The organism is Janthinobacterium sp. GW823-FHT01H08 (assembly GCF_058797855.1).
The window spans coordinates 4,996,184-5,020,614 of the sequence record NZ_CM179504.1 but is presented as its reverse complement, the minus strand read 5'-3'; the positions used below and the strand labels follow the sequence as shown (position 1 = coordinate 5,020,614).

Genomic DNA, 24,431 nt, shown 5'->3' with positions numbered 1-24,431 from the left:
GATATGCAGAATTATCCGCCACTGTCACGCGCTTCAATCGTCCAAATAGAAGGCGCTTTTGCCGCCTGCTCGGCCGAGCGGCTGGCGTTGGCGCTGGTATTGTGGAACCCTGGCAACATGTGACGGAAGTTATTGTACCCGTCGTTGCCTTGCAAGCCAGGGTTTTGTTCTCTGGGTGCAACAGGCATGGAACAGTTATGAAGCACACCAGAATCGGGAGGCGAAGTGAAAACAGGCGGTATCGATAGCAGCAGGATCGAGGCGATGATCGCGCAACTGAAGTCGGCGGCCACGCGGCCGGAGGCGAAAATACCGGCGATCCAGACCGAGATGCCGGCGGCGAAGGTGAATTTTGCCGATGCCTTCAAGAGCGCACTGGACTCCGTGAGCGGCGCGCAACAGGCTTCGTCGGCGCTGGGCCAGCGCTTTACCATGGGTGACGAAAAGGTCAGCCTGTCGGACGTGATGGTATCGATGCAAAAGTCGAGCATCGAATTCCAGGCGACGGTGCAGGTAAGGAATAAATTAGTTGCTGCATATCATGAGATCATGAATATGCAAGTTTAACGTATCGCTAAAGCTACTGCGCGGCGCGCTTTGCGGCCTGCGATGCTCGCTGTGCTACAGCACAGCTGCGCGTCTCGGCCGCAAATCATCGCCGCTCGCTACGCTTTTGCGAAACGTTAAGTTTTGACTCTGGATTGAATTAACCCAGCCCCGCCATGCGCGCATTGCGTTCTCGTTCAAGGCGCGTGATATAGCGCTGCACGTGCGCCAGCATGCTGCGCGGCAGGTCGACGAACTGGCAGCCGAGGCGGCGGTTCAGCTTGTTGTTGAGCAGGGTCATGTCCAGCGAATTGCGAATTTGCAAAGTCGCGGTGACGATGCCGACATCGGGCAGGTCGATGCGGCAACCGGGATAGTCCCTGCCGATGGTCTCGCCCAGCATCAGTTTATTGTCGAGGATGGCGATGCCGCCGCAGCTGATGTCGGCCAGCGGAAACAGGGTGTCGGCGCCGCCCAGCGAGGGTGGCAGGGGAATCGAGACGCGCACGGGATTGCTCACGGGCGTCGTCATGCGGTAATACTCGCGCCGCTGCAGGCGGATCAGTGTTTCAGGTATGGCAATTTTCAGGGCGGGCGTGCCGCCATGGTTGCACTCTTCCACCAGGGCGCTGGCAAACAGGATGCGGATCTTGTCGAGCGAGGTTTCAAACGAAATACCGGTGGCGGCCACCATGCGCCGGTTCTGGTCGGCGTTCACGGAACGGTCGAGGATGACGGTGTTGTGGTCGGCATCGACTTCCAGGATGGACGTGACGCACACATCGGACTCACCGTGGATCAGCATGCGGATCAGCTGGTTCTTTTCGCTGATGCCGCGCAGCAAGGCAATGATTTCCCGCCGCGATTCCACTTCAAAATCGTGCCAGTTTTCGAGGCCGGAATCCATAATATGTGCTTGCATTGATGCCTGTCTATGTATCGGTGAGGTTGACGCTGGTGTCGGGCGGCGGCGGAATCGGCCCGCCATTCGCAGATTCAATATGATATAACCAGGCCAGCAGTTCCGCAATCGCCCGATACAGGCCGGGCGGAATCTGGCGGTCCAGGTCGACATCCATCAGCAGCGCCACCAATTCCTTCGACTCATGCACGAAGACGCCGTGTTCGCGCGCCGTGCTGATGATCTGGTCCGCGATCAGGCCGCTGCCCTTGGCCACCACCTTGGGCGCCGGCGTGCCGCTCTGGTAAGCGAGGGCAACGGCTGTCTGCGGCACCTTGCGCTTGGTGTCGTCAAGCATCGTCTTCTCCAGCCGCCTGCGGCTTGCCGGCGATCGTCAAGGATGACAATGGCCATCCGGCCGCGGCCAGCGACGCTTCCAGCCGCGCCGCATGCTGGCGCAAGGTATCGGCGCTGCCTTCGCTGCCCGCTTGCAGCTGGATGGCCACGCTGCCGCCCTGCAACACCACGTGCGCGGCCAAGTCGCCCAGCAGGGGGAACTGGAAGCGCACATTGCTGCGCCAGGCCGTCGCTTCCTCGTCGGCGTCACGGCTCTCGTGCTGCTGTCCTTCCGGCGCATCGCGGCTGATATCCCACTGCATCTTCTGCCCGGGCCAGGCTTCGCCCTGCCATTGCACGCGCGCCTGTTCGTGCGTATGCAGCTGCAAATTGATCAGTTGCGCCGATGCCAGGTCGGTGCCCGTCCTGGCCGTCTCGCCCTGAGCCGCCTTCTGCATTTGCGGTTCCAGCAACAGCGAGGCCAGCGGCCGCTTGCCCTCGGCCCATTCGGCCACATGCGATTCATAGAACAGGCCGCTGCTGCCGACGGCATCCTGCAGTTTCTGGGCCACCTGGGCCGGGGCGGCGCTTGGCAAGGCCATCAGCGGCGTCTTGCCGACCAGGGACAGGGGCGCGCCGGGCACGCTTTCCGCTTGGCTGAGCACTGTGCTGATGGCGCGCGCGGTCGTGCTCAGCTCCGGCGCCGGCGTGTCGCCGGCCAGGGCGGGCAGCAGATTGGCTGGCGTCAGCGGTGCGCGGCTGAGCAGGGTGGCGGCCGTGCTGCTGGCGCGCGTGCCGGCCTGGGCGGCGCCGGCCTGGGGGCCGCGCAGGTCGGCAGCCTCGGGCTCGGCTTCCGCGTCCGCATATGTCAGCAGGGCGCTGGCGGGCTGGTCGCGGTTATTGCCGATTTGAAAAGAAGGGCGGGGATTGATGCCAATCAAGGTCAGCGGGATTTCCGTGCCCGCCTGGGCGCCCGCGGGCAGCTGCATGCGGGCTGGCGTGCCGGCCACGCGCACGAGAAAGCTGCCGTCGCCCATGCGGGCCAGCACTTGTCCCTGCATGGATTTGCCGATCAGTCCCTGCAGCGAGCGCTGGAACTCGGCCTGGCGCGGGTCGGCGACGGCATCGGCAGCCCGCGTGGGCTTGACCGGGGTCAGGGGCGTCATGCCGATCGCATCCATCTTCGGCAACATGATAGCTAGCCTTGCCCCGTGGGCGTTTAGACGCCGTAGGCGTTGGCCAGGCGCCGCTCGGTGCCCGTGCTGTTGATCAGCTTGGACAATTGCGCCATCCACGGCATGGTCAGGTCGCGGATCTTGCGGTCGTCTTCCAGTATCTGCTTGATCAGGGCGACCTTGCGCTGGCGGCCGGCGGTCTCCAGCACGACTTTTTCTTCGTTCGCCTTCAGCGTGGCCACATGCGCGCTGATGCGCTGTTCCAGCGCTTCGAGCTCGTCCCAGTCGGCGTTGGTGGCGGCGGTCACCATCCGGCCCGTCAGGGTCTGCATGGCTTCGTAGGTGGTCAGGACTTCTTGGTGGGTCATCATGGATCAGGCGCTCGCAAGGCTGGGCATACGTTTTAAATCGGCGCCGGGAATGGCGGCCGGCGTGGCGCCGATGGCGTTCCAGGTTTCGCGCAGGTCGGTCAGCAGGCGCTGTACTTCCTCCAGCATGCCAAGATCGTTGCGGATGTTGGCCGCCAGCAGACGCGCGCTCATGTATTCATACAGGGCGTCGAGGCCTTCGGCGATCTGGCCGCCCACTTCCTTGTCCAGGCTGGCGCGCAAGCCATTGTCGATGATCTGGATGGCTTTCGAGATGGATTTGCCCTTTTCCGGGATGTTGCCTGAATTCATGTGCATCTGCGCGCTGAGCACGGCCACCAGGGCGCCGTCGTACAGCATGACGATCAGCTTGTGCGGCGAGGCCGAGCCGATGCCCGTTTCCAGGCCGACCTTGGCATAGGCGTTGACGCCGCGTTGTTGGGTTCCAAACATATATTTCTCCTGATGATAGCGCTTAACGGTTGGCGGCGATGGAAGCCAACTGCTGGGTCAAATAAGTTTGCGTGGACTGCAATTTGCTTAGCGTAACGTCGAGGCGCGTGTATTGGGCGCGGTAGCGTGCTTCGATTTCGGTCAATTTTGCGCTGAATTTGTCGCGCTGCGCCGCCACTGACTTCAGGGTTTCATTGATGCCGTTCGTACGTCCGGTGATCATGCCATCCGTGCCCAGGAAGGAAGTCGCCAGGTTGTTCAATTGGTAGGCATACCCTTGCGAAAAGCTGACCGTGCCGCGCGAGCCGATGACGCCTCCGGTGACTTCAATTTTCAAGCCTTCGGCTGGCGAGCCCGGGGCGCCCGTCAGAGTCTGGCCCGAGCCGACGACCGGTTGCCCGCCCAGCGTACCGGCCACGTCGCTGCCTTTGACGGGTTTGGCTGTGCCAAACAGGGTTCCAATGCCAGTCCCGGTGTCGCTGCTCACGGCGAGGTTGGAGACGGAACCATAGCGACTTGAGGAAAGGACCAGTTTGCCGGTGCCATCGATCGCGGCGGAAACCGTGGTGCCATTGTCCGAGAAAGCTTTGATGCCGTTGATTGACGATTGCACCAGTGATGCCAGCTGCGTCGGGGTGTAGGTGCCGGCCGGGATCGTCACCTTGGCCGTGTTCTTCGCGGCCGAGGGTTCCGTATCGTTCACGGTGACATTCCAGGTGGTATCGCTGGCAATCGTGGTGCTGGCCGGTATCGCAGCATCCGATGTGAGCGAACCCTGGCTGGCCATGGTGGTGATGGTCAGGTCATAGGTCCCGGGCTTGGTGGCCGCGGTCGAGCTGGTAAACGCGACGTTGCTGTCGCTGGCCTTGCCGATGGCCGAGAACAGGCCGGCGATGTCGCTGAAGTTCGCGCTGATCGCCTTGTCGAGTTTGCTTGTATCCAGAGTCAGGTTGCCATCCTTCTGAAAGGAGATACCCACCTGGCTCAAGGTGTTCATGCTGCTGCCCAGGCCTGTAATCGGCACGCCCAGCTGCCGACGCAACTGGGTCTGGATCGATTGCACGGTGGAGTCGCCGAGCAGAACCCCGCCAGTCTTGGTATCGGGGTTATACGCCGTCATTTTGCCGATCGCGGTGTTCAGATCGTTGTAGGCCTTGACGAAGGCGGTGATGCTGGTTTTGACCGTTGTTGTATCTTTGGCCACCGACAGGCTGGACGTGCCTATTTTGGTAATGCCCAAGGTGACGCCTTCGATCGCCGTATCGACGCTGTTCGAACTGCTGGTGATGGCGATGCCGTTGACGCTGAACATGGTGTTCTGGGCCGCGCTGTTCTGTTTCAAGTTTTGTGCGCCAGCCACATCGTAGGCCAGCAAACCGCTCAAGGCGCTGTCGGCGGGCTGGCCATCACTGCCGCTGAGTGTGATCTTCATGGCTGAATTGGCGCCCGTCTTTGTCGAGCTGAGCACCAAGTGATACGGCTTGTCGCTGCCATCGGAAACGATGCTGGCGGTCACGCCGAGACTGGCGTTGTTGATGGCGTCGCGTATGCCCTGCAAGGTGTTGTTGGTGGAGTCGATCACCACCGAACCAGTGGCTTGCGTGCCATCCTGCGTGAAGCCCGTATTCATATAGGCGCCGCCCGAACCTGCCGTCAGTCCGGCTGCCGCTGGATTGCTGCCGGCGATGGTGATGGGGCTGGCATTGCCCGAAGCCAGGGTGATCGAACTGGCAATCGTCACGTTCGAACCGCTGTTGGCGGCATTGGAGGCATGGCCGATGCCGCCCATGGTGCTGCCCGTGACCACTTCCTCGATATTGATATTGGAACCATCGGCGCGCGTAAATTGCAGATTGCCGCCAGCTGCCGTGCCTGTGACGGTGATATTCGCGGCGGCCAGCGCGTTCGAGACGGCATTCGGGCCCGCCAGTGTCGTATCGAGCGAAGCGGCCGTGATGCCGCTGCCTGCGGCAACGCCGTTGCCTTGCGTAACGATCTCGATGCCGCCAACCGACAGTGAATACGTGCCGTCCGCGCCGGTGGCAATGTTGCCGAAACCGGTGAACATGCTGGCGCTGCTGGCCGTCGGCTGGGCAGTGGCCGTCACGCCCGTGGTGCTGCTCTTGGCGTTGATGGCGTCGGCCAGCGCACGCGCGCTCTTGGTGCTGGCATCGGTCGGGATGGCCGTGCCATTGATAATCAGCGAGCCGTTGCTGACGCCCGTGAGCAGGGTGCTGCCGCCCAGTGCCGTGCCTGTTACACCAAATGTGCCGCCGGCGAGTGCGCCAAGCTGGAAGGACACCGTGGTCTTGGCGCCGCTGCCGATGGTCGACAGTTTGCTGGCCATGCCGCCGGACGTGAGTGTCTGGGCCTGGGCCAGCTGGGAAACATTAATGTTGTAGCTGCCGGCCACTGCCTTGGCGCCAGCGCTGGCCGACAACACCAGCGGGTCCGATGGCGTGGCACTGACGGCGCGGAAGTTATTCGAGTTGGTCAGTGCCGACAGCGAACTCTGAAAACTGCTGACGGAACCGCTGAGCGTTCCCAGCGCGCTGAGCTTGGCCTGGTAGGACGCTGTTTTCTTGTCAAAGGTATTCAGTGGCACGGCTTCGGCCGCCATCAGCTTGTCGATGATGGCGTTCACGTCCAGGCCGCTGGCGCCGGCGGCGATGCCAACGGATGAAATTGTAGGGGTGATGGCCACGGAATGCTCCTAGGAAAACGCTAATATAAGCTGTTATCGGCAGAATCAATCAGGACTTGAGAGGGGGAATTACCGCGCTGTTTTCAGGCGAAACGAAAAGGCGGGAGGAAAAAAGGGAATATTGCTGTATTTGTAATAAAATACGAGGCCCGGTAGTCAGGCTACCTGGCCCCGGTAAACTGCTGATGCGTGCTGCCACGATGCTGCGCTTCCGTGGACAATGCCATCATCTTATGCGCTTTGGCTAATCAGGGAACCCTTGGCCGAATCGAACGTCTTGGCCAGCTCCAGCGCTTCCCGGGTGGGAATCTGGCGCAGCACTTCTTTGGTTTCCTGGTCGATGACCTTGACCACCGTGCGTTGGCTGTCCTCGTCGATGGAAAATTCAATGCCTTGCGTTTTTATTTGCGATGACTGGTTCAGCTCCGATACCGCCTTGTTCAACTGCTCGCGGCTGGGTTCTTTGCTGGCTTGTTGTGGTGCAACTGCGTCGTTTTCCGTCGTCGTGCGTGGCGTTGCCGGGCGCGCCGCCGACGTATCCGTCGCGGTGTAACTCTTGTCTATCCTGGCCGCGGAGGCGGCCGCTATCGTATCGATAGTCATGGTGCTCTCCTAGTGAAAATTCCCCTGCCGAAAAAATCCGGCAGGGGAATCAGAGTTCTACGCTGTTGCCTGGCTAATCGGAGATTAGCCGCGCAGCAGACTCAGGACGCCGTTTGGCAGCGAGTTCGCTTGCGCCAGCATGGCCGTACCAGCTTGTTGCAGGATCTGGCCGCGGGTCATGTTGGCCGTTTCCGACGCAAAGTCCGTATCGACGATGCGGCTGCGCGATGCCGACAGGTTTTCCGTGGTCGATTGCAGGTTCGAGATCGCCGAAGCGAAGCGCGATTGCAATGCACCGTACTGAGCACGTTGGCCATTGACCGTCGACAAGGCTGCATCGGCGATTTTCAAGGCCAGCTGAGCGCCATCGAACGTCGTGATGTCGATCGACGCGACGGACTTCAGTGACGAACCTTGGTTGGCGGCGCCTGCACCAGTCGCACCCAGACCCAGACCGGAACCGGCATCGGTGACGGAGAAGCTGCTGTCCGAGTCGAACGTCACGGTGCCGTTTGCAACAGCGACAGCTACAGCGCCTTTGTTATCGACCGCTGTGGTCTTGGTGCCGTCGAGCTTGTAGCTTGCGACATCGAACTTGGTGTTCGCAGTAGCGCCGTTGGTGAGCTTGATGTCAGCGCCATTGGCATTGCTCAGCTTAATACCGCCGTTTTTCGTGTCGTACTGAGCCGTCACGCCGGTCTTTGCCGATTGGGCATTGATGGCGTTGATGCCTGCTGCGAAGTCGGTGGCGCTGCTTGCGCTGCCGCCAACTGCGAAGGACACGGTGACAGGAGTCTGGGCTGGATCGTTGTCCGATGCGATCTGGAACGAGTACGATTCGGCGGCCAGGGCCAGGTTGGTTTCCGTTTTTGCCGTAGCGGTGACACCGGTAGCGCTGGTTTTCTGGTTGATGCCAGCAGCGATCGATTTAGCCGTGTCCGACAGGACAGCTGGAGGACCTACGGCAGCGGTAGCCGTAGTGTAGGTGGCGGAACCGAGCTTGCCGTTGATGGTGATGGCTTTTGCATCGGCAACGTTGGTTGACGTTGCTTTGACTGCAACAGCATCATTCTCAATACGGTTGTTGCCGTAGGTATTGGTCAGGAAGTTTGCGCCGCTGGCCGAAATCAGCTGATTCGCGTCCGCGCCGACCTGGAAGTTGGCCGTGCCCATGGTGCCGTCCAGCAGCGCCTGGCCGTTGAACGAAGTGGTTTGAGCGATGCGGTTCAATTCCGAACCCAGTTGACCAACCTCGGTTTGCAGAGCCTGACGGTCGCTCGACGAGTTGGTGGCGTTCGACGATTGAACTGCCAGTTCGCGGATACGTTGCAGGATGTCGCCCGAGCTCGACAGTGCACCCTCGGCCGTTTGAGCCAGCGAGACGCCGTCGTTTGCATTGCGGGTTGCCTGCGTCATGCCGCGGATTTGCGACGTCATGCGGTCGGAAATCGCCAGACCAGCAGCGTCATCCTTGGCGCTGTTGATGCGCATACCGGAAGACAGACGTTGCAGCGAGGTGGTCAAGGCCGATTGCGACGTCGACAGGTTGCGCTGTGAGTTCAGGGAGGCAATGTTGGTATTAATTACTGCAGCCATGTTAATTCTCCAAACAGATACTACATTGTGCTAAGTGCCGTTCACTTTGGCCTGCCCCGCTGTTCCGGGACAATCAAGCCGCTGTTGTTTAGGGTAACGGTTGCTCTGCGGGAAAATTTATAGCGGAAAGTGCTTTAAATTTTAATTTTTAGCCCTTCAGTTTGCTGCTGGCCGCGCGCTAAACGACGGCGTTTGAGAAAACTTGAGGGTAAAAATAGTTTTATTTTCATATCGCGCGGACGCTGGCGGCATGCTGCAGGGGGTGAGGGGTGTTGTTGTTTATGCCATGAAAAATGCCGTCCGGCCGAGTGGCGGGACGGCATGTGGCGAAGCGGGCGGGCGTCAATCCGCCACCACCACCCGATTCTTGCCCGTCTGCTTGGCCTGGTACATGGCGCGGTCGGCGCGTTTGACGAGTTCGGCCTGGTCTTCGTTGGGCAGGCGCAGGGCCACGCCGGCGGAGAAGGTGATCAGGACTTTTTCGTTGTCGTGCAGGAAGAAATGCCGGGTCAGCTCGCGTTGCAGCCGCGTCATCGTCGATGAGGCCGCTTCGACCGTGGTTTCCGGCAGCAGGATGAGGAATTCCTCGCCGCCGAAGCGGGCGATGACGTCCATCGAGCGCAGGGTTTCCTTGACGATTTTCACCAGGTGTTTCAGCGCGGCGTCGCCGGCCAGGTGGCCATAGGTGTCGTTCAGGCGCTTGAAGTCGTCCAGGTCCAGCATGGCGATGCACAGCGGCGTGCCGCGGCGGTCCGAGCGGGCCGTCTCGCGCTCGAACACGTCGTCCAGGCCGCGACGGTTCAGGCTGCCCGTCAGCTGGTCTTCCCGCACCAGTTCGCTCATATGCTGGAGCTTCGCTTCCAGCGTGTGGATACGCTGTTCCGCATCCTGCACTTCCTGGCGCGCCAGCACCATCTTGTCGCGCGCGCGCAAGGCCTCGTTCTGCACCATGCGCGTTTCGCGCAAGACTTCGTCGAGAACGCTGTTCAACTCGCTGATATTTTCCGCCTGGCTGATCTTTTCCGAATAGCCGCCGATCTTTTCGTGGAAGTCGCCCGTGCTGGCCGCCACTTGCCCCAGGCGGTCGATGAAGGTCATCATCATGTTCTTGACCGTCAGCTTGACGTCGGACAGGCTGTGCTTGAGCTGGCTTTGCTTGTAGATGACTTCCTTCAGGCTGCGCGTGGCGTCTTCCAGCGCGCGCTGGTCGAGCGGACCGGCGATCAGGTTCTGCACGGCGTCGACCTGGCCGCGCAGCCAGCTGTCGTCGTCGAGCAGCTGGCTGACGTTGTCGAGCAGCAGCTTGAACAGGCGCAGCAACAATTCCTGCTGCTCGGCCGTGTCGCCGCTTTTCAGTTCGATCTGGTAGCACAGCTGTTTCAGGCGCAGGGCCGCTTCGTTCAGCGCTTCTTCCGTGTGGGCCAGCTTGATGGCCGCGCCCAGGGACTCTGCCTCTTCCACCAGCGCGGGCGTGCCCGTCAGCAAGGTGGCGACGGCAAAGCCCAGGGTGCGGCTGAGCAATTCACGCAGGGTGCGCGTCTGTTCGCCGTCCGGCAGGGGCGGCAATTCGATGCCGCCGCTTTTCTTGACCTGTTTCTCGGCCAGTTGCGCCAGGGTACGTGCATAGCCATCCCAGTCGCGCGCTTTCAGGGCGCGCTGGAAACGCTTGCCAAAGTCGCCCAGTTCGCCCGCCGATTCGCTCATCTTGGCGGCGAATTGCGTGAGGACGTTTTCCGCGCCGCTCTCCGTGGGTGCGCTGGCGGCCAGTACGGCTCCCGGCGTAGCCGGCGTCTCGGCCGCTTCGCTGATGCCCGCGATTTCATTGTAGATGTCGCGGTAGGCGCTCGGCGTGGGGGCGATGCGGCGCGTGGCCAGGCGGCGAAACGCTTCGCGGGCGATATCGGCCGGGTTCATCGCCGCAGCGGCGGCGGTATTCGTGGCGCCAGCGGGAGCGCCTGCTGGTGAGGATGGCAATTTACTGGACATGTAGGCACAGCCTTTTTAGATATTTCTCATTATCCTCATGATATGCGAGTTGGCAAAGAACTTATTGTGCGAGAAGCAAGGAGAAGTCCTGTCAATTCGCCCGATGCCAGCGGGCATGCCGCTTTGCCGTCAATCCACCAGCTGGTTGCGGATGGCGTAATGCGTCAGTTCCGCGCTATTCTTGAGCTTCATCTTGACCAGCAAGCGGGCGCGGTATTCGCTGACGGTTTTCACGGACAATTTGAGCTCTTCGGCGATGGCGCCCACCGCCTTGCCCGAGGCAATCATGACCAGCGTCTGGTACTCGCGGTCCGACAAGGTGTCGTGCAAGGCCGTTTCGTGGTCTTCGCCCACCGTGTTGGCCAGTTCCTGCGCCAGCGAGGCGCTGATGTATTTCAACCCTTGCGCCACTTGCCGGATGGCCGTGACCAGCTCGCGCGGCGCGCTCTGTTTCGTCAGGTAGCCGGCCGCGCCCGCCTTGAGCGAACGGATGGCATACTGGTCTTCGCGGTGCATGGACAGCATCAGCACGGCCAGTTCCGGCTTTTCCTTCTTGATCTGCTTGAGTACCTCGATGCCGCTGCGGTCGGGCAGGGAGATGTCAAGCAACAACACCTGGCATTTCGAGCCGCGGAACAGTTTGATGGCGTCGTGGCCATTTTCAGCTTCGCCGGCCACGATGATGTCCTTCGTGTCGGCGAGGATTTGCTTCAAGCCTTCGCGCACGATCGCGTGATCGTCGGCGATGAATACCCGGATGGTGGCTTTTTCTTTCATGACTGCATTGTTTCCTATCTAATTCACCCACTAGGCCGCGTCTGGCGGCGGCCCGCTGTGCGCGGGCGCACTGGCTGCAGCCGCTATTATCGCCTCTCGCGGGGTGGTCAGACGGATTTTTATGCTCAGGATGGTGCCGCCGTCCGGCCCATCCATCAGGCTCAGGCTGCCGCCCAGCGCGCTGGCCCGTTCGGCCATGCCGCGGATGCCGAACGACTGCGGCTTGGCGCGGTCGGACAGGCGCATGCCGACGCCATTGTCGGCGATGGTCAGGCTGATATGCTGGCGCTGCCGGGCCAGGTGCACGCTGACCTTGCTCGCCTGCGCATGCTTGGCGATATTCGTCAGCGCCTCCTGGGCGATGCGGAACAGGCTGGTCGCCTGGTCCAGCTCCAGTTCGATGTGCTGGCGGTTGGAAATGAACTGGCACTCGATGCCGGCCTGGCGCGCGAATTCCTTGACCTGCCAGTCCAGCGCGGCGACCAGGCCCAGGTCCAGCATGGAGGGGCGCAAGTCCAGCGAAATGCGGTGCACGGCGTCGATGCTGCGGTCGACCAGGGCATCGACATAGTCGGCCTTTTCCTGCAGCAGCGGGTCGTCCGGCGGCAGGCGGCGCGCCAGCATGGCCAGCGCCATCTTGATCGCCGTCAAATTGCCGCCCAGGTCATCGTGCAATTCGCGCGCCAGGCGCGTGCGTTCGTGTTCCTTGACCTTGTCGATATGCGCCGTCAGCTCGGCCAGGCGGGCGCGCGACTGGCGCACTTCGATCTGTTCCAGCCGGCTTTCCGTGATATTCGTCATGATGCCTTCCCACTGCACCGTGCCGTCGGCCAGCGCGCGCGGCGTCGAGCGCAGGTTGATCCATTTGACGTCCTTCCAGGCATCGATCCAGATCCGGCCTTCCCAGTTCCAGCTCCACAAGGCGCTTTTTGAGGCTTGCATCGATTCCAGATACGAAGCGCGGTCGTCGGCCAGGATCAACTGGTAAAACAGTTCCGGGCGCGCATGCAGCAGCGCCGGGCTCAGGCCCAGCAGGGCCTGGCAGCCTTCGCTCAGGTAGGCAAAGGACGCCCGTCCATCCGCATGCAGGCAGAACTGGTACACGAGGCCCGGCGTATTCGAGACGATGGCGTTGAAGCGCGACTGCACCTGCGCCAGGGCGGCGGCCGTCGCCTGCGGCGTGCGCAAGTCTTCGCCCTCGGCCAGCAACAGGGGGCGCCCCTGGCGCTGGGCGCGCGACAGGTGCAGGCTGAGCGAATACAGGCTGCCATCGCGGCGCCGCTGCTGCACGTGCAGCCGGGCTTGCGCGCCGATGCTGTCGTCCAGAGTGGCCAGCACGGCGGCCAGCTGCTGCGCGTCGAGCTGCGGCGCCAGCGTGAAGGGCGTCATCGCCAGCAATTCCTTGCGCGCATACTGCAAGTTGTCGCAGGCGGCATCGTTGGCGTCCAGCAATTGCAAGCTGGCCGCGTCGTACAGGTAGATTTCCGGCGCCGCCGCGCGCAGGGCGGGGGCCAGCCGGGGAGTGTCGTGCATGGAGTTGCCTTTCTTCATCAGCGGCGGGCGCGCCAGAAGGCGGCAAAGCGGCGCAGCACCCTGGCTGGGCGGGAATTATGACGCCCTGGCGTGCCCTTGCGCAAGCGCTGCCACCAGGCGCGGCGGGCGCGGCCCAGGGCGGCCGACAGGCGGCTGACACGGCGCCAAGGGCGCGTGGCGCGCAGCCGGGCGATCCAGCGGTCCTTGGTTTCCATGAAGAGGCCATGCCAGCGCGCAAACCACGGCAAACTGAGCAGGGTAGGGCGCGTCAGCGAATACAGGCGCGCGACGGCGGCCGCGCCGCCCAGCTTGGCGATGATGATCACGCCGATGCCGGAAAACGCATGGCCGCGCGCGATCGCCAGCAGGGCCAGCAGCTTGACGGGAAACAGCAGCACGGCCGGCAGCACGAAGATGGCCAGCGCCCAGTACGGGGGCAGGCGCTTGATCCACGCTTCAAGCGCATGCAGGGGAGGGAATTGCGACACCACCTGCATGATGCGCGCGCCCGTCGCCCATAGCCATTCCTCGATCAGCAGGCAGATGGCGGCCAGGTAGACCAGCGGCGCGAACAGCCAGCGCCTGACTCTGTAGATTTTTTTCATCCGTCTCCGTGTGCGGCCCACGTTTGCCGCGATTGCCACGATGATACGTCAAAAAAGCCCGCCTGCGCCCGCATCCCGTGTGCCCATGGCTTCCTGGCGGGGCTACAATAGGCGGATGAATAAAGCCTTTGTAAAAGAATCGGACAACGACGACGATGAAGAAGCGGTCGCGCTGGCGCTGGCCATTCCCGCCGGCGCCAAGAACTACATCACGCCGTCCGGCTACCAGCGCATCAAGGAAGAGCTGCTGCAGCTGATCGACGTCGACCGTCCGGAAGTGGTGCGCATCGTCCATTGGGCGGCGTCGAATGGCGACCGTTCGGAAAATGGCGACTATATCTATGGCAAGCGCCGGCTGCGCGAAATCGACCGCCGCATCCGCTTCCTCACCAAACGCATGGACCTGGCCGCCATCGTCGATCCCAGCGTGCACCATGGCAACGACCAGGTGTTTTTCGGCGCCACGGTAACCTACCGCACCAGCGACGGCGAAACGCACACCATCACCATCGTCGGCATCGACGAATTCGACCCCCTGAACGGCAAGATCAGCTGGGTCTCGCCCATGGCCCGCACCATCACCAAGGCGCGCGAAGGCGATGTGATCACCCTCAACACGCCGCTGGGCGAGCAGGAACTGGAGTTGCTGGAAGTGACGTATCCGGCGCCGGGGGAGGGGTAAGCTTGCGGTGACGCAGGACGCCAGAGGCGCGCGCTGGCACACTGACCATTCAGTTGGTATCAGGAGTTGCCATGCCCCGTCGCCTTCGGCTCGTCTTGCCCGGCGTTCCCTTACATGTGGTGCAACGTGGCGTGAATCGCCAAGCCTGCTTTCTTGATGGGCAAGACAAGCAGCGTTATCTGGATTATCTGCACAGTTGTTTGGCGCTTGCACCATGCCATCTGCATGCGTATGTGCTGATGAATAATCATGTGCATCTATTGCTTTCCACGCAAAGCACAACGTCCCTGTCGTTGCTGATGAAAATGCTGAACCAGCGTTATGTGCAGTATTTCAACTGGCGTTATGGCCGCACCGGCAGTTTGTGGGAGGGCCGCTACAAATCTTGCTTGGTACAGGGCGAGCGTTATTTATTGATTTGCCAGCGCTATATCGAACTTAACCCTGTCAGGGCCGGTATCGTGGCATTGCCTGGTCAATATTGCTGGTCCAGTTATCGAAGCAATGCGCAGGGCGTGCATGATGATCTGCTGTCTCCGCATTCTTTATATATGCAACTTGGATGTGATGTGCTTGAGCGGCAAAAGACATACCAATCGTTATTTCAGGATGAATTAGGCGATCGCTGCATCGGACAACTGCGAGAAGCAGTCAATGCTGAATTTGCGGTGGGGGATCAGGCGTTTTTACGACGCGTTGCGGAACTGAACCGGTAGCCCGCAGCGGAGATCCGGGGTCAGTCGCTTCGCGATCGGAATACGTCCCATTGGGACGTATTCCCCCGGCGGGTCTGACCCCAGCTTGTTGCCGCGTGAATCAGTTACGCTCGCGCAGGATGCGGTTGACGCCGGCCACTCTGCGCACATTGCGAAGCAGGGCGGCCAGGTGGACCCTGTCCTTGACCTGCACGGTGAAGCGCAGCTGGTCGAGCACGTTGTCCTTGTCTTCGTCCATGCCGACATAGATGATGTTGGCGTCCGATTCGCCGATTTCGGCGGCCACGCGGGCGAGGATGCCCCGTTCGCTGTTGATCAAGACCTTGATGCGGCAGTCGAAGCGGCGGTTCAGTTCGGTTCCCCAGCGCACGGCGATCCAGCGGTCCGGTTCCTTGGCGCGCTGGCGTTTCGCTTGCGAGCAGTCGCTCGTGTGCACGAGCAAGCCCTGGTCGCGGCGCAGCTGGCCGATGATCTGGTCGCCGGGAATCGGCAGGCAGCAGGGCGCCAGTTGCACGGACACGCCTTCGCTGCCGCAGATGGTGACGGGGTCCAGTTCGCTGCCGCTATTGTGTTCCACGGGCATGCTGGCCGCTTCGCCGCCGATCAAGCCGAAGATGTGGCGCGCCACCAGGGTGGCCATGCGCTTGCCGATGCCGATGTCCGCGTACAGCTCGTCCATGGAATTGGCGCTCGATTCGTTGAGCAGGCGTTCGACCAGTGGCGCTTGCAGGTCGGCGTCGATGTTCAGGGTGTGCAGCGCCTGTGACAGCAGTTGCTGGCCCAGGGCGATCGATTCGGGCAGGTTGATCGTGCGCAGATGGTGGCGGATGGCCGAACGGGCCTTGCCGGTGCGCACGAACGACAGCCACGTCGGGCTGGGGCGCGACGAGGAATCGGTGATGATTTCGACGATGTCGCCATTGTGCAGCTCGGTGCGCAGGGGCGAGGTTTCGTTGTTGATCTTGACGGCCACGGTCTGGTCGCCGATGCCCGTGTGGATCGAGTAGGCGAAGTCGATGGCCGTGGCGCCGCGCGGCAGGGCGATGATCTTCGACTTCGGCGTAAACACGTAGACGGAATCGGGGAACAGGTCGACCTTGACGTGTTCGAGGAATTCGGCCGAGTCGCCCGTCTGCTGCTGGATGTCGAGCAGCGATTGCAGCCACGCATGGGTGCGCTGCTGCAGGTCGGACGGGTTCGATTCGCCGCTCTTGTACAGCCAGTGCGCCGCCACGCCGGACTCGGCCGTGCGGTGCATTTCCTGCGTGCGGATCTGGAATTCCACGGGCGTGCCGTACGGGCCGATGACGGTCGTGTGCAGCGACTGGTAGCCGTTCAGCTTGCGGATCGCGATGTAATCCTTGAACTTGCCCGGCATGGGTTTGTACAGGCTGTGCAGGGTGCCCAGGGTCACGTAACAGTCGGCAAAGCTGCCCACCACCACGCGGAAACCGTACACGTCCAGCACTTGCGAGAACGACAAATGCTTGCTGCGCATCTTTTTATAGATGTCGTACAGGGTCTTTTCGCGGCCCGTGACGTCGGCTTCGAGCTCGGCCATGGACAAGGTGCTTTTCACCGCTTCCATGATCTTGTTGACCACCTCGCGCCGGTTGCCGCGCGCCGCCTTGACGGCTTTCGCCAGGGTGCGGTAGCGCATCGGATACAGGTGCGAGAACGACAGGTCCTGCAGCTCGTGGTAGATGTTGTTCAGGCCGAGACGGTGCGCGATCGGCACGTACACTTCCATGGTCTCGCTGGCGATGCGGCGTTTTTTCGCCGCCGTCATGAAGTCCAGGGTGCGCATATTGTGCAGGCGGTCGGCCAGCTTGATCAGGATCACGCGCACGTCGGACGCCATGGCCAGCAGCATCTTGCGGAAGTTTTCCGCCTGCGCCTCGATCTGGCTCTGGAATTCGATCTTTTCCAGTTTCGACAGGCCGTCGACCAGGTGCGCCACCGGAGCGCCGAAGCGCTCGATCAATTCTTCCTTCTTGACGTCCTGGTCTTCCATGACGTCATGCAGCAGGGCGGCCATGATGGCTTGCGCGTCGAGCTTCCAGTCGGCGCAGATTTCGGCGACGGCGATCGGATGCGAGATATACGGCTCGCCCGAGCGGCGCATCTGGCCCAGGTGCATTTCGTCGGAGAAGCGGTAGGCTTCCTTGACTTTTTTCAGGTCGGCGGGAGACAGGTATTCGGCCAGCTTGTCGGCCAGATGGCTGACGGAAGCCACGCCGAGGGCGGGCGCTGGCGGTGCTGCGGGGGTGTTGCTGCCGGACGTGCCGGCGCCGGGCGCGGAAGCGCCCTGCGATTTTGCCGCCTGGCGCGAGGCCAGGGGCGGCAGTGCTGCGGAAGTCGTGTCGGCTGGGGTCAGACTCATAAAACGTCGCGTTGCTTCACAGTGTGAATAAAGAATACGGTAGAACCAGGGGTCAGCACTGTTCCGGCACGCGGGTTCCCACTTACATCGGGACCTTTTTCAGCATTTCGATGCCGACTTTACCGGCAGCGATTTCACGCAGTGCGACGACGGTAGGCTTGTCCTTGGCTTCCACCTTTGGGGTGTGGCCTTGCAACAACTGACGTGCGCGATAGGTCGCAGCCAGGGTCAGCTGGAAACGGTTAGGGATCTGCTTCAGGCAATCTTCGATTGTGATACGGGCCATAGTAACTCCTAAAATTTTTGCGTGGTGCTGTGTGAACTGGCGTGCCGTTGCAGCGTTTTTACTCTGCGTGCAGGCCCAGCTGGGCGAATAGCGATGCGTTGCGGGCCGCTTGTTGCGCAAACCGGCAACGGGCCGCTCTCACGATCGCGCTCAGTTCGGACAAAGCGACCGTAAACTCTTCATTGATAATAACATACTCGAACTCGGGAGCGTGTGCGATTTCGCCGCCGGCCGCCAGCAGGCGGCGCGTGATCACGTGCGGCTCGTCCTGGCCGCGCTTGTTCAGGCGTTCTTCCAGCGCATCGATCGATGGCGGCAGGATGAAAATGCCGGCCGCGCGGGGAAATTGCTTGCGCACCTGGCGCGCGCCCTGCCAGTCGATTTCCAGCAGGATATCGGTGCCGGCGGCCATTTGCTGTTCCACCATGATGCGCGAAGTGCCGTAGTAGTTGCCATGCACTTCCGCCCATTCCAGGAATTCGCCCTGGTCGGCGCGCGCGACAAAGTCTTCCGCCGTCGTGAAATAGTACTCGCGGCCATGCTGCTCGCCCGGACGCGGGGCGCGCGTGGTGGTCGAGATCGACAATTTGATGCCGGGCTCTTGCGCCAGCAATGCATTGACCAGTGTCGATTTGCCGGCGCCCGATGGCGCGGCGACCACGAACAGGCTGCCGGAGAAGGCGGTAGGGTGGCTCATGCGGATCTTTCCATTTGCGTGTGATGGCGGCGTGTGCGCTTGCATGGGCGCCGCCCAATTCGGTATTTTACCAAGAGGCAAGGCGGCGAGCCAGCCCTGCGATGCGCCTGGCCGCCGCGCCTGCGCATTTTTTGCTTGTTATCCTGAAGAAATAGTTATCTAATTTGGAATATTTTTTCTTTATCGACAGGATGTGCGCATGAAAAATTTCCCGTTTCTCAGTATTGCCCAGGCCATGCTGTTGCTGCGCGTGGCCATCGCCGTGATGTTCATGGCGCACGCCATCACGCGCATCGCCAACGGCACCATTCCCCGCTTTGCCGGTTTTCTGGAAGACAAGGGATTTATCTATGGCCTGGCTGTCGTGTGGGCGATTACCATCGTCGAGATCGTTTGCGGCAGTTTGCTCATCGCCGGCAAATACATGCGCTGGGCGGCGGCCGGCCTGATGGTGATCTGCCTTGGCGGCATCGTCATCGTGCATGCGGCCAAGGGCTGGTTCGTGGGCGAGCATGGCGCCGGCGGCGTGGAGTACAGCATCGTGCTGTTTGTCGCCTGCGTCGTCATCGCCGCCAGCGACAGGGCGCGCACCGGAGCGCGCCTGGCGTAAGTTGCATGCCCTGTCTCAGCGGGGCAGCCGGCCCAGGGCGATTTCGCCGCTATTGAGCACGATGGCCCGTCCATTCACATCGGTGCAGTCGCGGTTGCTGATGCGCACGATGGCGCTGTCGACCGAGACTTCCGCGCCCAGGTTGCTGCGCGAGCAGATGCGGTAGGAGGCGGCGTCGGCGCCCGTGTAGATGGCGGCGCCGCGTTCCTTGAGAGCGAAACACCCGGAGGCGCAGCCTTCAACCGCATACGGCGACGGCTGCTGCGCAGGTTGCGCTTGCGCGCCTGCCGCCAGCAGCGCCAGGGTGACGCTGGCGAGCGTCAGGATGCGTGGTGCGGTCATGGCTTATTCCAGGTTCTGCACCTGTTCGCGCATCTGCTCGATCAGCAGCTTCAAGTCCATCGAGGCGTCGGCCAGTTCCTTGACGGAGGCCTTGGCGCCCAGCGTATTGGCTTCGCGGTTGAGTTCCTGCATCATGAAGTCGAGGCGCTTGCCCACTTGCCCGCCCTTGGTGAGGATGTGGCGCGTTTCGCCCAGGTGGGCCGACAGGCGCGCCAGTTCTTCGGACACATCGATGCGGATGCCGTACAAGATCACTTCCTGGCGGATGCGTTCCATGGCGTCCTGGCGCGACAGGGCCGAATTCGAGCCCTGGCTGGCCAGGCCCAGCGCATCCTGCATGCGCTCGATGGCTTTTTGCTGGAAGGCCGCCACCACTTGCGGAATCAAGGGCGTGATGCGCTTGACGATGGCTTCCATCGCTTCGATGCGCGACACCAGCACCGCTTCGAGCGCCGCGCCTTCGCGCTTGCGGCTGTCGACGAAGGCGGCCACGGTGCGCTTGGTCAGCGCGCCCACGTCCGCCTGCAGGGACTCCTGTCCCACTTGCGCTTCTTCGATGACGCCAGGCCAGCGCAGCAGTTCTGCCACCGTCATGACGGGGGCGGAGACAAAATGCTGGCCCACTTCGTTTTGCAGGCGCGCCAGTTCGGTCAGCAGGGGCACGTTCAGCGCCTGCGTGCCGGCGGTCGCAGCCTTGCGGCCAAAGCTCAGGCGTACCTCGACTTTGCCGCGCGTGATGGCGGACATGACGGCGGCGCGCAAGTCAGGTTCCAAGGCCCGCAGATCGTCGTTGATCCGGAATTGCAGGTCGAGAAAGCGTGAGTTGACGCTCTTGATTTCAATTGTCAGTGTGCCTGCAGCACCTTCGCTGGTGGCAACCGCGTAGCCTGTCATGCTTGAAATGCTCAAAGGATTCCCCGATTTGATCTTGTATACAGTCACTTATACACTTAATCAGCCAGCGCAGGCAATACTGCCCGCGCCGCGAAACAGGACCGAAGTGCCCGATGGCCTGAAAATTGCTGAATAGTGTGCGTTTTACGGCATTGTAAAGAAAATTGTGTTTGGCGGGGCAGGATTGTAGGGATCATGTGTGCGCCGCCCGCCATTGCGCCCTGCGCTGTTGCATGGCTGCAAATGGGCGCGCGCGCGGTGGTAGAATCGCTGCCGCAACCCCAATCACACAGGACATCCCCATGACATTCGAATCCCGCCCGAGCGGCCGCGCCGTCGATGCGCTGCGCGCCATCCGCATCACCCGCCAGTACACCAAACATGCCGAAGGGTCGGTGCTGATCGAGTGCGGCGACACCAAGGTCATCTGTACAGCCAGCATCGAAGACAAGGTGCCGGGCTTCCTGAAGGGCAAGGGCCAGGGCTGGTTGACGGCCGAGTACGGCATGCTGCCGCGCTCGACGCACACGCGCATGGACCGCGAAGCGGCGCGCGGCAAGCAGTCGGGCCGCACGCAGGAAATCCAGCGCCTGATCGGCCGCTCGCTGCGCGCCGCCTTCGATTTGCAGGCGTTCGGCGAACGCACCCTGCACCTCGATTGCGACGTGATCCAGGCCGACGGCGGCACGCGCACGGCCTCGATCACGGGTGCCATGGTGGCCGCGTATGACGCGTTTTCCCAGCTGCAGGCGCGCGGCGCGATTGCCGCCATCCCCGTGAAAAGCTTCGTCGCCGCCATCTCGGTGGGCGTCTACCAGGGCATGCCGGTGCTGGACCTCGACTACGTGGAAGACTCGGGCTGCGACACGGACATGAATGTGGTGATGACGGAAGCGGGCCACTTCATCGAAGTGCAGGGCACGGCCGAAGGCGCCGCCTTCGACCGCGCCGGCATGAACCGCCTGCTGGACCTGGCGCAGGGCGGCATCGCCGATCTGATCGCCCTGCAAAAGCAAGCTCTCGGCATGTAATCTTTACATAGATTTACATGTCTTCGCCCGCTGCGCCGGGCAAAAAGCCCGCACCTGCCGTTTTTTTCGGCAGCGGCGGGCCAGGGTGAGGGGAGCGCAAAAGGTTTACAATGTCGGCACTTCAACCGGACTATTGACATGACCCAACGCCTCATCCTCGCCTCCAACAACGCCGGCAAGCTCAAGGAATTCAACGAGCTGCTATCGACCATCGGTTTTTCCGTCCACGCCCAGGGCGAATACGATGTGCCGGAAAGCGACGAACCGTTCCACACCTTCGTTGAAAACGCCCTGCAAAAGGCGCGCCACGCATCTCGCCTGACGGGCTTGCCGGCGCTGGCAGACGATTCGGGCGTGTGCGTCAATGCACTCGGCGGCGCGCCCGGCGTGTACTCGGCCCGCTATGCGGGCGAGCCGAAATCGGATGCGGCCAACAGCGCCAGGCTGATCGCCGACCTTGAGGCGCATGCCGACAAGTCCGCGTATTACTACTGCGTGCTGGTGTATGTGCGCCATGCGGACGACCCGCAGCCCGTGATCGCCGACGGCCGCTGGAACGGCGAGATGATCGCCACGCCACGCGGCAACGGCGGCTTCGGCTACGATCCGCATTTCTTCATTCCCGCGCTGGGCAAGTGCGCGGCCGAACTGACGTCCGATGAAAAGAACGCGCTGTCGCACCGCGGCCAGGCCCTGCGCGCGCTGGTGGAAAAGCTGCGATGATCCCGATCAAACTGGTGGGCGCCGTTGCCCAATCGGCCGCCAGGTCGGCAGCCAGGCCCGCGCCGCAGGAAGGCATTTCCGGCGCGGCCGGGGCGGCCCTGAAGTACCTGCAGCCGGGCGCGCTGAACCTGACGGCCCTGCCGCCGCTGTCGCTGTACATTCACTTTCCGTGGTGCGTGAAAAAATGCCCGTATTGCGACTTCAATTCGCACGAGGTGCGCGGCGACCTGCCGGAAGCCGAATACCTGGCGGCCATGCGGCTGGACCTGGAGATGGCGCTGCCGCTGATCTGGGGCCGCAAGATCCACACCATCTTCATCGGCGGCGGCACGCCCAGCCTGATGTCGGCGGCGGGCCTGGACCGGCTGATGTCGGACGTGCGCACCCTGCTGCCATTGGAGCCCGATTGCGAAATCACCATGGAAGCCAATCCGGGCACCTTTGAAGCGGAAAAATTCAAGTCTTACCGGGCCAGCGGCATCAACCGGCTGTCGGTCGGCATCCAGAGCTTCAATGGCCGCCATCTGCAGGCGCTGGGGCGCATCCATGACGACAGCGAGGCGCGCCGCGCGGTGGAGATCGCGCATGCCAACTTCGACAATTTCAACCTCGACCTGATGTACGCGCTGCCCACGCAGACGCTGGACGAAGCGCGGCAGGACCTGGAGACGGCGCTGTCGTTCGCGCCGCCGCACCTGTCGCTGTACCACCTGACCCTGGAACCGAACACCCTGTTCGCCAAGTATCCGCCCGCGCTGCCGGACGACGACGAGAGCGCCGATATCGCCGACATGGTGGCCGCGCGCGCCGCGCAGGCCGGCTATGGCCGCTACGAAGTGTCGGCCTATGCGCAGCCGGGCCGCCAGGCACGCCACAACCGCAATTACTGGGAATTTGGCGACTATCTCGGCATCGGCGCGGGCGCGCACTCGAAGATTTCGTTCCCGCACCGCGTGCTGCGCCAGGCCCGCTACAAGCAGCCGCGCGCCTACATGGACGCGGTACTGGCCGGTAATCCGGTGCAGGAAGAGCGTGAACTGGCGCGCGAGGAAATGGGCTTCGAATTCATGTTGAATACCCTGCGCCTGACGCAGGGCTTTGCGCCGAACCTGTTCGCCGAGCGTACGGGCCTGGCCCTCAACGCCATCGAGCAGCCGCTCAATGCGGCCGAAGCGAAAGGCTTGCTGTACCGCGACCACCAGGTCATCCGTCCGACGGAACGGGGATTGTGCTTCCTGAATGACCTGCAGCAGATGTTCCTGGAGGATTAATGCGTGGTGACGGCGCGCAGGCGCTGCAGCTTGGCCGCATACAGAGTATGGTCGCTGCGCGTGGTGCTGTTGTTCATCGCCAGTTCCAGCTGCTTGCCGGCCTGCTCCATCTGGCCCAGGCGCGCATAGGCTTGCGCCAGCCAGAAGTGAAATTCGTGGTAGTACGGGTCGCGCGCGATTTCACGTGAAAACAGCTGTATCGCCCGCACGTAATCGTTTTGCTGCATGGCCGCCTTGCCCAGGTTGAAGTAGTGGAAAGGCGGCTGCGGCTGCAGCGCCAGCAGGCGCCGGCGCAGCGGCAGCGCTTCTTCGGGCAGGCCGGACGCTTCCAGCACCTGCGCCAGGTTCGACAGCAGCACCGTGTTGTCCGGCGTGCGCGTCAGCGCATGGGCGAAAGTGCGCCGCGCTTGCGCCAGGTCGCCATGGCGGAACTGGATCACGCCCAGGGTGTTGTAGGCGCCGCTGAACGAGGAGTCTTGCAGCAGCGCTGCCCGGGCCCACCAGTATGCCTGATTCAGCTGGCCCTCGCTCATGGTTTCGGCGGCGCGGTTGTTCATGTACATGGCGAGCACGGTCGCTTCGTCGAGTTCTCGCGTGCGGTAGCCGCCTATCTCCGAGGACGGCAGGAAATCGATCACCATCATGCCCTTGGCATCGTACCTGCCGGATTTGTCGTCCAGCCGCTGGCCCAGTACCAGGTTGACGTGGCCGGCGACAAAATACATGTCGCCGCTGCGGCTCCAGCTTTCTTCACCGAGCACCTCCTGGTAGCGCACCTGCAAGCCCATTTCATGCGCCAGCGCCGCCGTCATGATCACCAGCGACAGGCAGTTCCCCTGACGCGCGGCGAACGTTTCGCGCGCATTGCGGGTCATGGCCGCATCGTACTCGAGTTTCAGCCTGCTCTTGTCGTACAGGGCGTCATACAGGGCCGCGCGGTCATTCTTGTTGCGCGCTTCGCGCCGCACTTGCGTGCGCACATACTGGCGCATGGTCTCGTCGATGGCAAAGACCTGGCTGGCGTCGATGGCGGCGGCCGGCGCGAAATCGCCGTCGTTGAAGATGGGGGGCAGGCTGGCTGGCGGTGCTACGCTGCAGGCCGCCAAAGCGCCGCAGAGCAGGGCGGCGCCCAGGCGCTTGAAGCAAGCGGCGAAAACAAGATAGGGGCGCATGGTCTCTCCCTGGAGGCGCCGGCTGTCTCATGTCGCGGTGG

At 62.3% G+C, this 24,431-nt stretch carries 25 protein-coding genes; 7 read left to right on the top strand and 18 right to left on the bottom strand.

Annotated features, from left to right (window positions below):
• The first annotated feature begins 264 nt into the window (after positions 1-264).
• Entirely contained in the window at positions 265-567 is a 303-nt protein-coding gene (fliE, locus tag AC3RCG_RS22515) for a flagellar hook-basal body complex protein FliE (RefSeq protein WP_230502628.1), read from the top strand.
• 139 nt (positions 568-706) lie between these two features.
• Here the strand turns inward: fliE and AC3RCG_RS22510 are convergent, their stop codons facing one another.
• The 12 genes from AC3RCG_RS22510 to AC3RCG_RS22455 form a co-directional block, all read right to left on the bottom strand.
• Complete coding sequence (locus AC3RCG_RS22510) at positions 707-1,453, bottom strand: flagellar brake protein (protein ID WP_083287058.1); 747 nt, start codon at positions 1,451-1,453, stop codon at positions 707-709.
• A 25-nt stretch (positions 1,454-1,478) separates the two neighbouring features.
• Positions 1,479-1,805, bottom strand: a complete 327-nt coding sequence (locus tag AC3RCG_RS22505) for an EscU/YscU/HrcU family type III secretion system export apparatus switch protein (RefSeq protein ID WP_035821344.1) — start codon at positions 1,803-1,805, stop codon at positions 1,479-1,481.
• A complete protein-coding gene (fliK, locus tag AC3RCG_RS22500; protein ID WP_070222369.1) occupies positions 1,798-2,976 on the bottom strand; it encodes a flagellar hook-length control protein FliK in 1,179 nt (392 codons plus the stop codon). The genes AC3RCG_RS22505 and fliK overlap by 8 nt, the downstream gene beginning before the upstream one ends.
• Before the next feature lie 26 nt (positions 2,977-3,002).
• The gene (locus AC3RCG_RS22495; protein ID WP_070289139.1) at positions 3,003-3,329 is read right to left on the bottom strand and encodes a flagellar protein FliT; all 327 of its coding nucleotides are present in this window, start codon (positions 3,327-3,329) and stop codon (positions 3,003-3,005) included.
• A 3-nt stretch (positions 3,330-3,332) separates the two neighbouring features.
• Positions 3,333-3,779, bottom strand: coding sequence for a flagellar export chaperone FliS (gene fliS / locus AC3RCG_RS22490; RefSeq protein WP_070222372.1), 447 nt, complete (start codon positions 3,777-3,779; stop codon positions 3,333-3,335).
• Positions 3,780-3,801: 22 nt separating this feature from the next.
• Complete coding sequence (fliD, locus tag AC3RCG_RS22485) at positions 3,802-6,483, bottom strand: flagellar filament capping protein FliD (RefSeq protein ID WP_254679472.1); 2,682 nt, start codon at positions 6,481-6,483, stop codon at positions 3,802-3,804.
• Positions 6,484-6,714: 231 nt separating this feature from the next.
• Positions 6,715-7,086 (bottom strand): flagellar protein FlaG, encoded by a 372-nt coding sequence (locus AC3RCG_RS22480; RefSeq protein WP_070289140.1) that lies wholly within the window; start codon positions 7,084-7,086, stop codon positions 6,715-6,717.
• Between the two features lie 84 nt (positions 7,087-7,170).
• Entirely contained in the window at positions 7,171-8,682 is a 1,512-nt protein-coding gene (locus tag AC3RCG_RS22475; RefSeq protein ID WP_070222376.1) for a flagellin N-terminal helical domain-containing protein, read from the bottom strand.
• A 342-nt stretch (positions 8,683-9,024) separates the two neighbouring features.
• Positions 9,025-10,596 carry a diguanylate cyclase gene (locus AC3RCG_RS22470; RefSeq protein WP_070222378.1) on the bottom strand — a complete coding sequence of 524 codons (1,572 nt, stop codon included), beginning with the start codon at positions 10,594-10,596 and terminating at the stop codon, positions 9,025-9,027.
• A gap of 201 nt (positions 10,597-10,797) precedes the next feature.
• Positions 10,798-11,445, bottom strand: coding sequence for a response regulator (locus tag AC3RCG_RS22465; RefSeq protein ID WP_034753998.1), 648 nt, complete (start codon positions 11,443-11,445; stop codon positions 10,798-10,800).
• A gap of 30 nt (positions 11,446-11,475) precedes the next feature.
• On the bottom strand, positions 11,476-12,978 hold the full coding sequence (locus AC3RCG_RS22460; RefSeq protein ID WP_492401954.1) for a sensor histidine kinase: 1,503 nt from the start codon (positions 12,976-12,978) through the stop codon (positions 11,476-11,478).
• Between the two features lie 17 nt (positions 12,979-12,995).
• Positions 12,996-13,583 carry a hypothetical protein gene (locus tag AC3RCG_RS22455; protein WP_492401955.1) on the bottom strand — a complete coding sequence of 196 codons (588 nt, stop codon included), beginning with the start codon at positions 13,581-13,583 and terminating at the stop codon, positions 12,996-12,998.
• A gap of 115 nt (positions 13,584-13,698) precedes the next feature.
• Here AC3RCG_RS22455 and greB point away from each other — a divergent pair, with 115 nt between their 5' ends.
• Positions 13,699-14,265: a transcription elongation factor GreB gene (gene greB, locus AC3RCG_RS22450; RefSeq protein WP_492401956.1), complete on the top strand. Its 567-nt coding sequence runs from the start codon at positions 13,699-13,701 to the stop codon at positions 14,263-14,265.
• Between the two features lie 71 nt (positions 14,266-14,336).
• On the top strand, positions 14,337-14,981 hold the full coding sequence (locus AC3RCG_RS22445; RefSeq protein ID WP_071653818.1) for a transposase: 645 nt from the start codon (positions 14,337-14,339) through the stop codon (positions 14,979-14,981).
• Between the two features lie 100 nt (positions 14,982-15,081).
• On the opposite strand, the gene AC3RCG_RS22440 is transcribed toward AC3RCG_RS22445, so the two are convergent.
• From AC3RCG_RS22440 to gmk, 3 genes are all read right to left on the bottom strand, one after another.
• Positions 15,082-17,364: a RelA/SpoT family protein gene (locus AC3RCG_RS22440; protein WP_070222384.1), complete on the bottom strand. Its 2,283-nt coding sequence runs from the start codon at positions 17,362-17,364 to the stop codon at positions 15,082-15,084.
• Between the two features lie 82 nt (positions 17,365-17,446).
• Entirely contained in the window at positions 17,447-17,650 is a 204-nt protein-coding gene (gene rpoZ, locus AC3RCG_RS22435) for a DNA-directed RNA polymerase subunit omega (RefSeq protein ID WP_010400723.1), read from the bottom strand.
• 58 nt (positions 17,651-17,708) lie between these two features.
• Entirely contained in the window at positions 17,709-18,347 is a 639-nt protein-coding gene (gmk, locus tag AC3RCG_RS22430) for a guanylate kinase (RefSeq protein ID WP_080753685.1), read from the bottom strand.
• Between the two features lie 199 nt (positions 18,348-18,546).
• Between gmk and AC3RCG_RS22425 the strand changes: the two genes are divergently transcribed.
• Complete coding sequence (locus AC3RCG_RS22425) at positions 18,547-18,957, top strand: DoxX family protein (protein WP_071650226.1); 411 nt, start codon at positions 18,547-18,549, stop codon at positions 18,955-18,957.
• A 15-nt stretch (positions 18,958-18,972) separates the two neighbouring features.
• On the opposite strand, the gene AC3RCG_RS22420 is transcribed toward AC3RCG_RS22425, so the two are convergent.
• Positions 18,973-19,299: a hypothetical protein gene (locus tag AC3RCG_RS22420; RefSeq protein ID WP_070222386.1), complete on the bottom strand. Its 327-nt coding sequence runs from the start codon at positions 19,297-19,299 to the stop codon at positions 18,973-18,975.
• A gap of 3 nt (positions 19,300-19,302) precedes the next feature.
• Entirely contained in the window at positions 19,303-20,193 is an 891-nt protein-coding gene (locus AC3RCG_RS22415; RefSeq protein WP_070222388.1) for a YicC/YloC family endoribonuclease, read from the bottom strand.
• A 302-nt stretch (positions 20,194-20,495) separates the two neighbouring features.
• Between AC3RCG_RS22415 and rph the strand changes: the two genes are divergently transcribed.
• The 3 genes from rph to hemW all read left to right on the top strand — a co-directional run bounded on the left by rph (position 20,496) and on the right by hemW (position 23,218).
• Positions 20,496-21,224, top strand: a complete 729-nt coding sequence (rph, locus tag AC3RCG_RS22410; protein ID WP_046685905.1) for a ribonuclease PH — start codon at positions 20,496-20,498, stop codon at positions 21,222-21,224.
• Positions 21,225-21,362: 138 nt separating this feature from the next.
• Positions 21,363-21,947, top strand: coding sequence for an RdgB/HAM1 family non-canonical purine NTP pyrophosphatase (gene rdgB / locus AC3RCG_RS22405; RefSeq protein WP_070222390.1), 585 nt, complete (start codon positions 21,363-21,365; stop codon positions 21,945-21,947).
• Positions 21,944-23,218: a radical SAM family heme chaperone HemW gene (gene hemW / locus AC3RCG_RS22400; RefSeq protein WP_492401959.1), complete on the top strand. Its 1,275-nt coding sequence runs from the start codon at positions 21,944-21,946 to the stop codon at positions 23,216-23,218. The genes rdgB and hemW overlap by 4 nt, the downstream gene beginning before the upstream one ends.
• On the opposite strand, the gene AC3RCG_RS22395 is transcribed toward hemW, so the two are convergent.
• Positions 23,215-24,390: a tetratricopeptide repeat protein gene (locus AC3RCG_RS22395; protein ID WP_409028039.1), complete on the bottom strand. Its 1,176-nt coding sequence runs from the start codon at positions 24,388-24,390 to the stop codon at positions 23,215-23,217. The genes hemW and AC3RCG_RS22395 overlap by 4 nt on opposite strands.
• Between the last annotated feature and the right edge of the window lie 41 nt (positions 24,391-24,431).